The 13,361-nt window shown below is 73.0% G+C and carries 12 protein-coding genes; 6 read left to right on the top strand and 6 right to left on the bottom strand.

The genetic code is table 11. From position 1 onward, the window contains the following. Window positions 1–12: 12 nt before the first annotated feature. The 4 genes from yczE (at window position 13) to ACZ4M8_RS12220 (ending at window position 3,643) form a co-directional block, all read left to right on the top strand. A complete protein-coding gene (gene yczE / locus ACZ4M8_RS12235; protein ID WP_467606029.1) occupies window positions 13–696 on the top strand; it encodes a membrane protein YczE in 684 nt (227 codons plus the stop codon). Next, window positions 693–1,493 (top strand): glycerophosphodiester phosphodiesterase, encoded by an 801-nt coding sequence (locus ACZ4M8_RS12230; protein ID WP_467606027.1) that lies wholly within the window; start codon window positions 693–695, stop codon window positions 1,491–1,493. The genes yczE and ACZ4M8_RS12230 overlap by 4 nt, the downstream gene beginning before the upstream one ends. A 66-nt stretch (window positions 1,494–1,559) precedes the next feature. Further along, on the top strand, window positions 1,560–2,903 hold the full coding sequence (locus ACZ4M8_RS12225) for an MFS transporter (RefSeq protein ID WP_467606024.1): 1,344 nt from the start codon (window positions 1,560–1,562) through the stop codon (window positions 2,901–2,903). A 362-nt stretch (window positions 2,904–3,265) separates the two neighbouring features. Beyond that, window positions 3,266–3,643 carry an RNA polymerase-binding protein RbpA gene (locus ACZ4M8_RS12220; RefSeq protein ID WP_026170122.1) on the top strand — a complete coding sequence of 126 codons (378 nt, stop codon included), beginning with the start codon at window positions 3,266–3,268 and terminating at the stop codon, window positions 3,641–3,643. A 195-nt stretch (window positions 3,644–3,838) separates the two neighbouring features. Here ACZ4M8_RS12220 and fxsA read toward each other — a convergent pair whose 3' ends face one another. The 5 genes from fxsA to ACZ4M8_RS12195 all read right to left on the bottom strand — a co-directional run bounded on the left by fxsA (window position 3,839) and on the right by ACZ4M8_RS12195 (window position 9,670). Then, a complete protein-coding gene (fxsA, locus tag ACZ4M8_RS12215) occupies window positions 3,839–4,399 on the bottom strand; it encodes an FxsA family membrane protein (RefSeq protein WP_467606022.1) in 561 nt (186 codons plus the stop codon). Window positions 4,400–4,471: 72 nt separating this feature from the next. After that, the gene (locus ACZ4M8_RS12210; protein ID WP_467606020.1) at window positions 4,472–5,230 is read right to left on the bottom strand and encodes a polyprenol monophosphomannose synthase; all 759 of its coding nucleotides are present in this window, start codon (window positions 5,228–5,230) and stop codon (window positions 4,472–4,474) included. Continuing rightward, window positions 5,227–6,894 carry an apolipoprotein N-acyltransferase gene (gene lnt, locus ACZ4M8_RS12205; RefSeq protein WP_467606018.1) on the bottom strand — a complete coding sequence of 556 codons (1,668 nt, stop codon included), beginning with the start codon at window positions 6,892–6,894 and terminating at the stop codon, window positions 5,227–5,229. Before lnt ends, ACZ4M8_RS12210 begins: the two co-directional genes overlap by 4 nt. A 554-nt stretch (window positions 6,895–7,448) precedes the next feature. Beyond that, window positions 7,449–9,089, bottom strand: a complete 1,641-nt coding sequence (locus ACZ4M8_RS12200; RefSeq protein WP_467606016.1) for an amidohydrolase — start codon at window positions 9,087–9,089, stop codon at window positions 7,449–7,451. Window positions 9,090–9,229: 140 nt separating this feature from the next. Next, entirely contained in the window at window positions 9,230–9,670 is a 441-nt protein-coding gene (locus ACZ4M8_RS12195; RefSeq protein WP_030288641.1) for an Lrp/AsnC family transcriptional regulator, read from the bottom strand. A 218-nt stretch (window positions 9,671–9,888) separates the two neighbouring features. Between ACZ4M8_RS12195 and ACZ4M8_RS12190 the strand changes: the two genes are divergently transcribed. Beyond that, complete coding sequence (locus ACZ4M8_RS12190; protein WP_467606014.1) at window positions 9,889–10,299, top strand: hypothetical protein; 411 nt, start codon at window positions 9,889–9,891, stop codon at window positions 10,297–10,299. A 242-nt stretch (window positions 10,300–10,541) separates the two neighbouring features. Here the strand turns inward: ACZ4M8_RS12190 and ACZ4M8_RS12185 are convergent, their stop codons facing one another. Next, window positions 10,542–11,714 carry an acyl-CoA dehydrogenase family protein gene (locus tag ACZ4M8_RS12185; RefSeq protein ID WP_467606012.1) on the bottom strand — a complete coding sequence of 391 codons (1,173 nt, stop codon included), beginning with the start codon at window positions 11,712–11,714 and terminating at the stop codon, window positions 10,542–10,544. 338 nt (window positions 11,715–12,052) lie between these two features. Between ACZ4M8_RS12185 and ACZ4M8_RS12180 the strand changes: the two genes are divergently transcribed. Then, window positions 12,053–13,342, top strand: coding sequence for a glycoside hydrolase family 18 protein (locus ACZ4M8_RS12180; RefSeq protein WP_467606011.1), 1,290 nt, complete (start codon window positions 12,053–12,055; stop codon window positions 13,340–13,342). The last annotated feature ends 19 nt before the right edge of the window (window positions 13,343–13,361 follow it).

The raw sequence follows: 13,361 nt of genomic DNA, 5'->3' as shown, positions 1-13,361 counted from the left end.
AAGGGAAGAACCTTGTCCATCGACGAGACGCACAAGACGCCGGGGCGTTTTCTGCCGCGCCGTCTCACCCAGCTCTACGCGGGTCTGGTCCTCTACGGCGTGAGCATGGGGCTCCAGCTCCGCGCCGGGCTCGGGCTGGAGCCGTGGAGCGTGCTCAACCAGGGCATCTCGCTGCACGCCGGCATCTCCATGGGGACGGCCACCATCCTCACCGGCGCGCTGATCCTGCTGCTGTGGATACCGCTGCGCCAGCGCCCCGGCCTCGGCACGGTCTCCAACGTCATCGTGCTGGGCCTGGTCATGGACGCGACACTGGCGCTCGTCCCCGTCCCGCACGCCCTGGCGATCCGCATCCCGCTGCTGCTCCTCGCCGTCCTCCTCAACGGCACGGCGACGGGTCTGTACATCTCGGCACGCTTCGGCCCGGGACCGCGCGACGGCCTGATGACCGGGCTGCACCGGCGTACCGGACGCCCGCTGCGGCTCGTACGGACCTGCATCGAGGTGACCGTACTGGCCGCGGGCTTCCTCCTCGGCGGCTCGGTCGGCGTCGGCACCGTCCTCTACGCGCTGGCGATCGGCCCGCTGGCGCAGTTCTTCCTGCGCCGGTTCGCGATCAAGGGGCTGCCGCCGGAGCCGTCCCGGGTGGTGGCGGCCGAGGGCGCACCGTCCGCACCGGCGACAATGGCCGAGTGACCCCTGCGATACGCCCCCGCCACCCGTACCTCGACCACCCCGCGCCGCTGCCGTTCGCCCACCGCGGCGGGGCGGCGGACGGTCTGGAGAACACCGCCGCCGCGTTCCGGCGCGCGGTCGCCGGCGGCTACCGCTATCTGGAGACCGACGTCCACGCCACGTCCGACGGGCATCTGGTCGCCTTCCACGACGCGACGCTGGAGCGGGTGACCGACGGGCGGGGCGCGATCGGGGAGCTGCCGTGGCGGGCGGTGCGCACCGCCAAGGTCGCCGGACGCGAGCCGCTGCCGCTCTTCGAGGAGTTGCTGGCCGAATTCCCCGAGGCGCGCTGGAACGTCGACCTGAAGGCCGAGGCGGCGCTGGAGCCGCTGGTGGAGCTGGTGCGGCGGACGGACGCGTGGGACCGGGTGTGCGTCGGCTCGTTCTCCGAGGCACGGGTGGCGCGGGCGCAGCGGCGGGCCGGTCCGCGGCTGGCGACATCGCTGGGCACCCGGGGCGTGGCCGGACTGCGGGTGCGCTCGCTGGGCCCGGCGCCGCTGCCGCTGGACCGGCTGCTGGGCGCGGCGGTACGGCGCAGCGCGGTGTGCGTACAGGTCCCGGAGCGGCAGTCGGGCATCCCGGTGGCGGACCGGCGCTTCGTCCGCGCGGCACACGCGCTGGGCCTCCAGGTACATGTGTGGACGGTGAACGACCCCGGCCGGATGGCAACTCTGTTGGATCTTGGGGTGGATGGCATCATGACCGATCACATCGACACACTGCGTGCGGTGCTGACCGGACGGAACGCCTGGATCTGACCCCCGGGGACGCCCGCTCACGCCGCCGCGGGGGAAATACGGGGGTGGGCGGTGCACGCACCGACCGTGGACGATCAGCCCGCGCGGCTCGCCGCGCTCCGCCGCGAACAGCGCGGCTGGTACTGGTACGACTGGGCCAACAGCGTCTATTCGACGACCGTGCTCACCGTCTTCCTCGGCCCGTACCTCACCTCGATCGCGCAGGCGGCCGCGGGTCCGGACGGTTTCGTCCATCCGCTGGGGATACCCGTGCGCCCCGGCTCGTTCTTCGCGTACACCGTCTCGGCGTCGCTGCTGCTGTCGGTGCTGGCGATGCCGCCGGCCGGGGCGCTGGCCGACCGTACGGGCCGGAAGAAGCCGCTGCTGGGCCTCTGCGCCGTGACGGGGTCGGTGGCGACGGCCGGGATGTTCTGGCTGGAGGGGACGCGGTACCTGCTGGGCGGGGCGCTGCTGATCATCGCGAACGTCGCGTTCGTGGTGTCGATGATGCTCTACAACTCCTATCTGCCGCAGATCGCCGGCCCCGAGGAGCGGGACGCGGTCTCCACGCGCGGCTGGGCCTTCGGCTACGCGGCGGCCGGTCTGGCGCTCATCGCCCATCTTGTGCTCTACGGCGCGCACGCCTCCTTCGGCCTCTCCGAGGGCACGGCGATCCGCATCTGCCTGGCGTCAGCCGGCCTGTGGTGGGGCCTGTTCTCGGTCATTCCGCTGCGGCGCCTGCGGGACCGGTGGACCGGCCGGCCCCGTACGGAGGGATCCGCGCCGCCCGGTCAGGGCCTCGCCCAGCTCCGCGCGACGCTGCGCGACATGCGCGCCCATCCCCTCACCCTCGCCTTCCTGCTGGCGTACCTCGTCTACAACGACGGCGTGCAGACGGTCATCACCCAGGCGTCCGTCTACGGCTCCCAGGAGCTGGGCCTCGACCAGACGACGCTGATCATCTCGGTCCTGCTGGTCCAGGTGCTGGCGGCGGCCGGAGCGCTGGTCATGGGGCGGCTGGCCCGCAGGTACGGCGCGCGGCGCACGGTCCTCGGCTCACTGGTGGCGTGGACCGCGACGATCGCCGCGGGGTGCGTGCTCCCGGCCGGTGCGCCGGTGTGGTTCTACGTCCTGGCCGCGGCCATCGGCCTGGTGCTGGGCGGCAGTCAGGCGCTGTCGCGCTCCCTCTTCTCGCACGTGGTGCCGCGCGGCAAGGAGGCGGAGTACTTCTCCGCGTACGAGATCAGCGACCGGGGCGTGAGCTGGCTGGGGCCCCTGGTCTTCGGGGTGGCCTACCAGCTGTCGGGGAGCTACCGGCTGGCCATCGCGTCGCTGGGAGTGTTCTTCGTGGTGGGGTTCGTGCTGCTGGCGCGGGTCCCGATGCGGCGGGCCGTGGCGGCGGCCGGGAACCCCGTACCGGACCGGATTTAGGTTCGGCGCACGAGGCGCGGTAGTATACGCCTTTGGCTCACCAGGCGGACCGTTACTGCGCGTTCACGAAGCGAGAGCGCTGGGTGACATCTCCTGTCAGATGTGACAAAACGGGCGCTGGTGGGTACAACAAGGGGCGGCACGAAGGTAGGCATCGGCGCGCAGCGCCTCCGTCAAGGACGGTGGTGGGCGACAGGTGAAGGTGAGCAGCGGCGTACGGCGCCTCCGTCAGGAACGGTGGTCGGTGACGGGCGGGCGCATCCATCCCGGATTCGGGAATCTTCACCGCCGACCGGACGTTGACCTGATGACGACGACAGCGACACCTGTCCTGTGGGCGACAAGCCCGGGAGGCACGATTCATGAGTGAGCGAGCTCTTCGCGGCACGCGACTCGTGGTGACCAGCTACGAGACCGACCGCGGCATCGACCTGGCCCCGCGCCAGGCGGTGGAGTACGCATGCCAGAACGGACATCGATTCGAGATGCCGTTCTCGGTTGAGGCCGAGATTCCGCCGGAGTGGGAGTGCAAGGTATGTGGCGCGCCCTCGCTTCTGGTGGATGGCGACGGCCCGGAGGAAAAGAAGGGTAAGCCCGCGCGTACGCACTGGGACATGCTCATGGAGCGGCGCACCCGCGAGGAGCTGGAGGAGGTGCTGGCCGAGCGGCTGGCCGTCCTGCGCTCCGGCACCATGAACATCGCCGTGCATCCGCGCGACAGCAACCGCAAGTCCGCCTGACGACCGGACTTCCCGACGCAGTACCGCACCACAGCAGCACGGAAGGGCCGGTGCCACCCCACGGTGGCACCGGCCCTTCCGCATGTCCGGGCGGCCGTCCGGCGCCGTGCGGGCCGGGCCCGCTCCCCCGTGACCCGTCCTCCCGACGGCGCTCCGCCGCAGGTCAGCGGGTCAGCGGGTCAGCGGGTCAGCGGGTCAGCGGGTCAGCGGCGGATCCTGGCGGGGCGGGCGGGGCGGCTCGTCGTCGCGGATGACCTCGCCCTGGACGACCTTGCCGTCCGGGCGGTGCATCCGCGCCTGCTGGAAGGCGTCGCCGAGGGAGCCGGGCGCCGGACGCGCGGCGCGGCGGGTCAGCAGCTTCTCGGCGCGGCGGCGGAGCAACTTGCCGGTCGGCGGGAAGAGGCAGAGCAGGCCCAGCACGTCGGAGACCATACCGGGGAGGATCAGGAGCAGACCGCCGAGCATCGGCAGCGTGTTGCCGCCATCCTTGGCGGGCTCGGGCGCCGTACCGGACTGCACGGAGTCGGCCAGCCGGCGCCAGGCCCGGCGGCCCGCCCGCTTGATCACGTAACCGCCGGCGACGACCCCGGCGACCAGCAGCAGGAAGACCGTCCAGCCGCCCGCCGCCTCGGCCACCAGCCGTAGCAGCCAGAACTCCAGGACCAGCCAGACGATCACCGCGAGCGGCAGGATGCGGCGGGCGGCGGAGCGCCGGGGCGGGCGGGACGGTGGCGTGGGCGTGGCTCCGAACGTCATGCCTCAAGTGTGCCTGGCCGCCCGCCCGGACCGTCCCGGAGGGTCGCCGTGACGATCACCTCGGGGCGGGCGTCACTTCCCGCGGATCTTGTCCAGGCGGGAGCCGACGCCCCAGGCCGTGACGCGCCACAGCGCCTCGACGACGATGTCGCGGCTCATCTTGGAGTCGCCGCGCTCGCGCTCGACGAAGGTGATCGGCACCTCGACGACGTGCAGCCCGGCCTTGACCGCGCGGCGGGCGAGGTCGACCTGGAAGCAGTAGCCCTGGGAGGCCACCTCGTCGAGACCGAGCCGGTCGAGGGCCTCGACGCGGAAGGCGCGGAAGCCGCCGGTGACGTCGCGGATCGGCACGTCGAGCAGGAGACGGGAGTAGGTGGAGCCGCCGCGGGAGAGGAACTCGCGGGACCTGGGCCAGTTCACCACCCGGCCGCCGGGCACCCAGCGCGAGCCGAGCACCAGGTCGGCGCCCTTGAGCGCGGTGAGCAGCCGCGGCAGCTCCTCCGGCTGGTGGGAGCCGTCGGCGTCCATCTCGACGAGGACGCCGTAGCCGTGCTCGACGCCCCAGCGGAACCCGGCGAGGTAGGCGGCGCCGAGCCCTTCCTTGCCCTTGCGGTGCAGCACGTGGACGTGGTCGTCCGCCGCCGCGAGTTCGTCGGCGAGCTTGCCCGTACCGTCCGGGCTGTTGTCGTCCGCGACGAGCACGTGCGCCTCGGGGACGGCGGACCGTACCCGCTCGACGATCGGCTTGACGTTCTCCGCCTCGTTGTACGTCGGGATGATCACCAAGGTGGTGCCGAGCGGACCGTACTGCCGCTGACCGCCGTCTGTCACTGCTGCCCCTTCTCGTCCTTCGGTCGCCCGCGCCGGCCGATCGCAGAGGGCGCGGCGCAGGACAGAAGGCCCACGATAGCGAGCGTCCACTCGGGCGTCGCACCGGCGCGGTCGGCGAGCGTCGTTCCGTCGCGCAGCGGGATGCGCGCGGAGACGACGCCCTGGGTGAATTCCGGGATCTTCTGGACGATCTTGCCGTCCGGGGCGACCACCGCGCTGATCCCGCTGGTGGCGGCGGTGACGACGGCCCGGCCGTGTTCGACGGCGCGCAGCTTCGACATCGCCAGCTGCTGTTCGGGCTGTCCGGTGCGGCCGTAGGTCGCGTTGTTGGTCTGGATCACCAGGGCGCGGGCCCCGGCGCGCACGGTGTCGTGGACGATCTGGTCGTAGGCGACCTCGAAGCAGATGACGTCGCCGAGACGGGCGGGGCCGACCTTCAGAACGCCGGTGTGGTCGCCGGGGTAGAAGTCCCGCGGCACCCGCTGGAACCGCGTGATGATCTTGCTGAGCTGTTCCCGGAACGGCACGTACTCGCCGAACGGCACCGGATGCTGCTTGGTGTACGAAGCGCCGGGGCCCTTGGCCGGGTCCCAGACGATGCCCTCGTTGAAGACGTACCCGGGCTTCGTCGGATGGTCGACGAGGGCGCCGACGAGCACCGGCACACCGATGGCCCGGACCGCCTCGTCGATGCGCTCGCGGGCCTGCGGGAAGCGGAAGGGGTCGAGGTCGGAGGCGTTCTCCGGCCAGATGACCAGGTCGGGCCTCCTCGCCTTGCCGGCGCGGACGTCGGCGGCGAGCTTCTCGGTGGCGCGGGCGTGGTTGTCGAGGATCTGCATCGGACGGCCGAGGAAGTCCATACCGGGCTGCTGGACGTTGCCCTGGACGACCGCGATGTCCACGGTGTCGTCCGCCTTCGTCGGTACGGGGACCAGGACGCCGGCCGCGGTGAGCGCGGCGGCGAGGCCGAACGCCTCCACGGCGGGCAGCGCGCGGCGCAGGGTGCCGCCGGAGCGCAGCCGCCACAGCCCGGCGGCGCAGACCGCCAGCAGTCCGCCGGTCAGCGCGACGACGAAGGTCACCAGGGGTGCGCCGCCCAGCGCGGCGAGCGGTGTGAAGGGCGAGCCGGTGTTCGCGAACGCCAGCCGCCCCCAGGGGAAGCCGCCGAACGGCAGCCGGTCGCGGGCGCACTCCTCGGCGACCCACAGGCAAGCGCCCCACAGCGGCGACCACGGCAGCCGGGAGACGCGGGCGAGCCCGGCGCCGAGCAGCGCCAGGAACAGCGCCTCGGCCAGCGAGAGCCCCACCACCGCGTCCCAGCCGACGACGTGCAGCCACTTCAGCAGCAGCAGGAAGAACGGCAGCCCGAGGACGAGGCCGAGCCAGGCGCCCTGGGCGGCGCTGCGGCCGCGGACCAGCAGCGCCAGCGCGGCGACCGCGACGAGGGAGAGCGGCCACAGGTCGTACGGCGGGAAGGCGAGGCCGAGGGCGATGCCGGCGCAGGCGGCGAGCGCGGTGCGCGGGGCGGCGCGCCGGACGAGGGCGCCGAGGCGGCGCCACCGGCCGGGGCGCGGCGGCGCGTCCGGTGCGGACGGCGGCACCGGGCCGCCGGCCGCGTCGCGGTCGTCCGCGGCTTCGGTGGTGTCGGAGGGGCCCGGGGGCACGGTCGCGCCTTCCTGCAGGTCGTGGGGTGGTGAGCTGACCGTACATCGGAAGGCCGGGGCGGCGGGTGCGGGGGCCGGGGCGGCGGCAGCGGCGGGGCCGGGGTGTGCCGGGCCGGGCGGTGCGGACAGGGGCCCGGTGCCCTTCGGGCCGACCTGGGACCCGCTGGCTGCGGGTCGACCGAGAGCCGTTGTCTACTGAGCGTCCGGGCCCCTGGCGGGGTCGCACCGTCCTCCCGGCTCTCCAGGGAGCCGGGAGGGACCCTCCGGCCGGAACCTTTCCGCGTCTCGTGCCGCTGGTGCTGGACCTGGCTCACAGTGACGGCGTCCGGTCCCGGCACACCGCCCGTGGCCCAGCCGCGGCCGACGACGGCGCGGAACTCCCGGCCGGACGTCCTGTGGTGGACTCGGCCGAACCTACCGGCCGCCGACCGCCTGCTGTCAACAGCTGCCACATCCGGGCGCTTTTCGCCGCCCCGCCGCGGCGGTGGCCGCCGATCCCAGTCACGGCAGGGGCGTACGGTGCGGCCGCCGCGCACGGCGGCGGCCGCACCACGTCACTCGTTCGGCCGCGCGAAAACGGTACGTCCGGCGACGACGGTGGCCAGGCAGACCGGCAGCGGACGGCCGGGGCTGAGGTCCGGCAGCCCCGGGGTGCCGGAGCGGGGGTCGGTGGACCAGCGCTCGACGCGCTCGTCGGGCGCCTGGACGACCAGTTCCCCGGCGCGCCAGACCGCGTAGTCGGCGGGGGCGCCCGGAACCAGCACCCCGGCGTCGTCGCGGCCGATGGCGCGCCAGCCGCCGCGGGTGTGGGCGGTGAAGGCCGCGCGGGCGGAGATGCCGTGCGCCCGGGTGCGGTGGAAGACGGCGGCGCGGACCGTGCCCCAGGGGTCGAGCGGGGTGACCGGGCTGTCGGAGCCGAGTGCGAGCGGCACCCCGGCCTTGAGCAGCGCCGCGTACGGGTTGAGGGTACGGGCGCGGTCGGCGCCGAGGCGGGCCGCGTACATGCCCTCGCCACCGCCCCAGGCCGCGTCGAAGGCGGGCTGGACGGAGGCGGTCAGGGCCAGCTCGGCGAAGGCGGCGAGGGTGCGTTCGCCGAGCATCTCGGCGTGTTCGACGCGGTGGCGGGCGGCGCGGACGCGGGCGAGTCCGACGCGGTCGGCGGCGGTCCGGATGCCGTCGGTGACGGTGGTCAGGGCGGCGTCACCGATGGCGTGGAAACCGGCTTGGAGTCCCGCCTCGGTGCAGTGCGCGACATGGGCGGCGACGGCCTCGGCGTCGAGGTGGGCGGTGCCGGTGTGGTCCGCGTCGGCGTAGGGCGCGTGGAGGTGGGCGGTGTGCGAGCCGAGGGAGCCGTCGGCGAAGAGGTCGCCCGCGGCGCCGAGTGCGCCCAGTTCGCGGATACGGTCGGCTTCCTTTGCGGATGCGACCAGTTCCGCCCAGTAGCCGACGACGCGCGGGCCGTCGCCTTCGGCGGCGAGCGCGAGCAGGGCGGTGAAGTCGTCCTCGCCGGAGATCTCGGGACCCGCGCACTCGTGGACGCTGCCGATGCCGAGCGAGGCGGCGCGGGCGAGCGCGGCGCGCTGCGCCTCGGCGCGCTGCGCGGGGGTGAGTGTGGCGTACGCGGCCCGGCGCACGGCGTGGTGGGCGTCGCCGGTCAGCGGGGCGTCCAGATGGAATCCGGCCAGGTCACGGACGGTGGGGACAAGGTCGAGCAGGGCGGTGGTGACCACTGCGGAGTGCACGTCGACGCGGGTGAGATAGAGGGGACGGCCGCCGGTGGCCTCGTCGAGTTCGGCGCGGGACGGCGGGCGGCCCTCGGGCCAGGCGGTGGCGTCCCAGCCGTGGCCGAGGAGGACCCGGTCGTGCGGGCGGGCCGCCGCGTGGGCGCGGACGCGGGCGAGCGCGTCGGCGAGACGGGTGGCCGGGGCGAGGTCGAGACCGGTGAGGGCGAGACCGGTGGCCGTGGTGTGCACATGTGCGTCAGTGAACGCCGGGGTGACGAGCGCGCCGTCGAGGTGGACGACCTCGTCGACGCCGTCGGCGAAGGAGTCGGCCGCGCCCTCCTCCCCCACCCACGCGATGCTGTCGCCCTCCACCACCATCGCGGTGGCGAAGGGGTCGGCGGGACTGTGCACCTCCCCGCCACGCAGCAGGACGGTACGGGGACGGGCCGGATCGGGGATGCGCTCGCTCATACCGGACAGTTTCGCCCCTGCCGGGCCGTGGTCGGCGCGCGGGGTGGGCGAAGGCACCGCGTGGCGGGCGAAGCACCCCGGCCGAACGGGGACGGCGGGGGCACGGGAGCGGACCGTCCGCCCGCGCCCCGGCACCCGCCTCAGATGCGGGGCGGCCGCGCCTCGTACGGGGTGGACAGGACCACGGTGGTGCGGGTCGAGACGCCGGCCAGGCTGCGGATGCGGCTGAGCAGGTGTTCCAGCTCCAGCGGGGTGGCGACGCGGACCTTGAGGATGTAGTTCTCGTCGCCCGCGACGCTGTGGCACGCCTCCAGCTCGGGGACGTCCGCGAGACGCTCGGCGATGTCGTCCGGGGCGCTGGGGTCGAAGGGTTTGACGGAGATGAAGGCGGTCAGCGGCAGCCCCACCGCCTCCGGGTCCACGATCGCGGCATAGCCGCGGATCACCCCGCGCTGCTCCAGACGGCGCACCCGCTGGTGCACCGCCGAAGTGGACAGGCCGGTGGCCTTGCCCAGGTCGGTGTAGCTCATCCGCCCGTCCTTGACGAGCAGATCCACGATTCGTCGGTCCAACTCCTCCACGCGTTCAACTTACTGTGCCGACGCGTCCGTGCGCACCGCGCGCCGGATCGTGGACACCTCCGCACGCCGTTCATGTGACGAACGCCACAGGTGCGCTCCGCTGTCCGGAGGGCGGTGGCGATTATGCACGCGGCATGAGGGGAATTGCTGGTGGTGGCCCGGACCGCCCGCCCCAGGAGCGGCGGCCGTGCGGCCCATCCGAGGGGGATGAACACACCATGCGACGCGTCAAGCAGGACACCTCTGTGACCCGAGCCGGCACCACCGACGGCGACAGTCCCGGCTTCGTCGAGGACGACGATCCCGACGAGTTCGGGACGTACGACATCTTCCGGGTCGCGTGCCCGGACTGCGGGCAGCCCATCGCGCTGCTCGCCGAGGAGGACAGTCTTCCCGAGCACGCGCTGTGCCCCTCGCCGTGGAACCCCTTCGGGTTGACGGTCTGTCAGGGTTCGGGGCGCCCGGTGAGCGACGCCGCGCAGACGCCGGACGCGCTGGACGCCCACGAGCAGGACGCCGCCGTCCTGCTGACGCTGCCGGAGAGCCTGGACTGGCGCCGCCAGCCGTTCTCCCACATCGGCGGCGAGGGCGCCCACGCGCCCCGGGTCCCGCGGATGCGCCGCGCCTGAGGAAACGGTACGACGGCGACCGGCGCCCGCCGCGACGGCGCCCGGAGCGAGGGAGCCTGACGCTCCCTCCGCTCCTCCCCCACCGCCCCGGGCCGGGCTCTTCCGGTCCGGGTTCTTCCGTGCCCGGCGCACCGCGGGCACGGGCCGCTCCCCGCTCGTACGGGGAAGGCCCGCCCTTCGCGGGACGGGCCTTCTCCTTCGCCGATGCGGCCTGGTGCGGGGCCGGAGCACCGCCCGGCCGGTCAGCGGGATTCCGGACCGGCCAGGTGGCGGGCGATGACCATCCGCTGGATCTGGTTGGTGCCCTCGACGATCTGGAGGACCTTCGCCTCGCGCAGGTAACGCTCGGCGGGGAAGTCCTGGGTGTAGCCGTAGCCGCCCAGGAGCTGGACGGCGTCGGTGGTCACCCGCATCGCGGCGTCGGTGCAGAAGAGCTTGGCCATCGCCGCCTCCTTGGAGAACGGCTTGCCCGCGTCGCGCAGCCGGGCCGCGGCGAGGTAGAGCGCGCGCCCCGCCTCGATCTGGGTGGCCATGTCGGCGAGCAGGAAGCGCAGGCCCTGGAAGTCGGCGATCGGGCGGCCGAACTGCCGCCGCTCGGCGGTGTATCCGAGCGCGGTGTCCAAGGCCGCCTGGGCGACGCCGACGGCGCAGGCGGCGATGCCGAGGCGGCCGGAGTCCAGGGCGGAGAGCGCGATGGTGAAGCCCTGACCCTCGTCGCCCAGGCGCCGGTCGTCGCCGATCCGTACGCCGTCGAAGTGCAGCTGGGCGGTGGGTGAGCCCTTCATGCCCATCTTGCGTTCGGGGGCGGCGGCGGTCAGGCCCTCGGCGTCGCCGGGGACGAGGAAGGCGGTGATGCCGTGGGCGCCGCTGTCGCCGGTGCGGGCGAGGACGGTGTAGAAGTCGGCGATGCCGCCGTGGGTGATCCATGCCTTGGTGCCGTCGATGATCCAGTCGTCGCCGTCGCGGACGGCGCGGGTGGTCAAGGAGGCGGCGTCCGAGCCCGAGGAGGGTTCGGAGAGGCAGTAGGCGCCGAGGAGTCCGCCGCCGAGCATGGCCGGCAGATGTTCGGCGCGCTGCTTGTCGGTCCCGAACCCGGCGAGGGCATGACAGGCAAGGGTGTGCACGCTGACGCCGAGGCCGACGGTCAGCCGGGCGGCGGCCAGCTCCTCCACGACCTGGAGGTAGACCTCGTACGGCTGGGCGCCGCCGCCGAACTCCTCCGGGTACGGCAGGGAGAGCAGGCCGGATTCGGAGAGCAGGGTGAAGGCGGCGCGCGGGAAGCGGCCGGCTTCCTCTTCCTCGGCGGCGCTCGGGGCGATCTCCCGATCGGCGAGATCCCTGACGAGTGTCAGCAGATCGCGGGCTTCCTCGGTGGGCAGACTGCGGTCCACCGGGCGGGGGCCGTGCTCGGTCATGCGGCGCTCTCCTCCGTCTCGGGCGCTGGCGGCACCGCGCGCGTGGGGTGGGCGGCGGCGCCGTCTTCCGGGTGCCCAGCCGATGATTGCCTTCCGGGTCTCGGAACGCGATGACCTGCGACTGCGGCGCTAGGAGTATGCCCGATCGGCGGCCAGGCGTCACGGGTTGACAGATGGGGAACGATCTTCGCGGAGCAAGATGAAGCCGCCGCGAAATTGGTCCGAACCATTGACGCACTGGTCTAGTCCATCTAGCTTCTCCCCAACGCCCCACGCGTTTTGGACCGTTCGGAACGCAGGTCGCATCCCGTCCCTCGTCCCCCCTCCGAGGAGAAGACATGCTCAGACCGCACCGTGGACGATCACGCCGAGCCCTCGGCGTCACCACCGCCCTGTGTACGGTGGCGCTCTCCGGCTCCCTGCTCGCGGGCCAGGCCCTCGCCGCCCCGGCCGACGCCCCCGCCGCCGCGCACCCGGCGGCCGCCACGGCGAAGACGGTGACGGCGAAGCCCGCCACCTCGGCAGGCGACAAGGTCGTCGGATACTTCACCAACTGGGGTGTCTACGACCGCAATTACCACGTCAAGAACATCGAGACGTCCGGCTCCGCCGACAAGCTCACGCACATCAACTACGCCTTCGGCAACGTCACCGGCGGCAAGTGCGCCATCGGCGACTCCTACGCCGACTACGACAAGGCGTACACCGCCGACCAGAGCGTCGACGGCAAGGCCGACACCTGGGACGACGGTGCGCTGCGCGGCAACTTCAACCAGCTGCGCAAGCTGAAGAAGCTGCACCCGAACCTCAAGGTGGTCTGGTCGTTCGGCGGCTGGACCTGGTCCGGCGGCTTCGGCGAGGCGGCCAAGAACCCGGCGGCGTTCGCCAAGTCCTGCCACGACATGGTCGAGGACCCCCGGTGGGCCGATGTCTTCGACGGCATCGACATCGACTGGGAGTACCCCAACGACTGCGGCCTGACCTGCGACACCAGCGGCAAGGACGCCCTCACCAACGTACTGAAGGCGCTGCGTGAGGAGTTCGGCAAGGACGAGCTGGTGACCGCGGCCATCAGCGCGGACGCCTCGGACGGCGGCAAGCTCGACAAGGCCGACTACGCCGGAGCCGCCCAGTACGTCGACTGGTACAATCCGATGACGTACGACTACTTCGGCGCGTGGGACGACAAGGGGCCGACCGCCCCGCACTCCCCGCTGACCTCGTACGACGGCATCCCGAAGGCCGGTTTCAACACGACCGACACCACCGCCAAGCTGAAGAAGCTCGGGGTCCCGGCGGACAAGCTGCTGCTGGGCATCGGGTTCTACGGCCGCGGTTGGAAGGGCGTCAGCGACGACAAGCCGGGCGGCACCGCGACCGGAGCCGCCCCGGGCAAGTACGAGGCGGGCATCGACGACTACAAGGTCCTCAAGGAGCGCTGCCCGGCCACCGGCAAGGTCGCCGGTACCGCGTACGCCAAGTGCGGGGACCAGTGGTGGAGTTACGACACCCCCGAGACCATCGCCGGGAAGATGGCCTTCAAGAACGAGCAGGGCATGGGCGGCACGTTCTTCTGGGAGCTGAGCGGTGACACCGCGAACGGCGAACTGATCAAGGCGATCAAGTAGGACTCGCCGGGCACGGACG

The organism is Streptomyces sp. NPDC027185, assembly GCF_055567035.1.
The sequence above is the reverse complement of the archived record's forward strand: the minus strand, read 5'-3'. Positions and strand labels throughout refer to the sequence as shown.